This is a genomic window from Streptococcus suis (assembly GCF_002960445.1).
Taxonomy (GTDB): domain Bacteria; phylum Bacillota; class Bacilli; order Lactobacillales; family Streptococcaceae; genus Streptococcus; species Streptococcus hyiners.
Map to the genome: position 1 here is coordinate 1 of NZ_POJD01000393.1, position 285 is coordinate 285.

General features: G+C 35.4%; 1 pseudogene. It reads right to left on the reverse strand.

The features are described from left to right. Window positions 1-46 precede the first annotated feature (46 nt). Window positions 47-285, reverse strand: a pseudogene (locus C1G53_RS13450) (preprotein translocase YidC); the annotation flags it as partial.

Sequence of the window (285 nt, forward strand, 5' to 3'; positions counted from 1 at the left end):
GCCAAGAAGAGCGAGAAGACAACCATCAACATAATACTAATTTTTTTCATTTATAAAATCTCCTAAAAATATAATCAATAATTGGATAAAACAAAACTGTTGAAGTAGCGTGTAAACTATCAAAGACTAAACCATTAAGCCAAAAGACGATAGGAGAAGTCCCAAACTGTGTAGCAGATAAAAAACTTATCGTTAGCCCATACAAAAAGACAAGAATCCCCGCCAGAAGACTCTGTAGCCACAAGGGAATGTTCTCTTTTTTGATAAAAGGACCGATTGCCAACC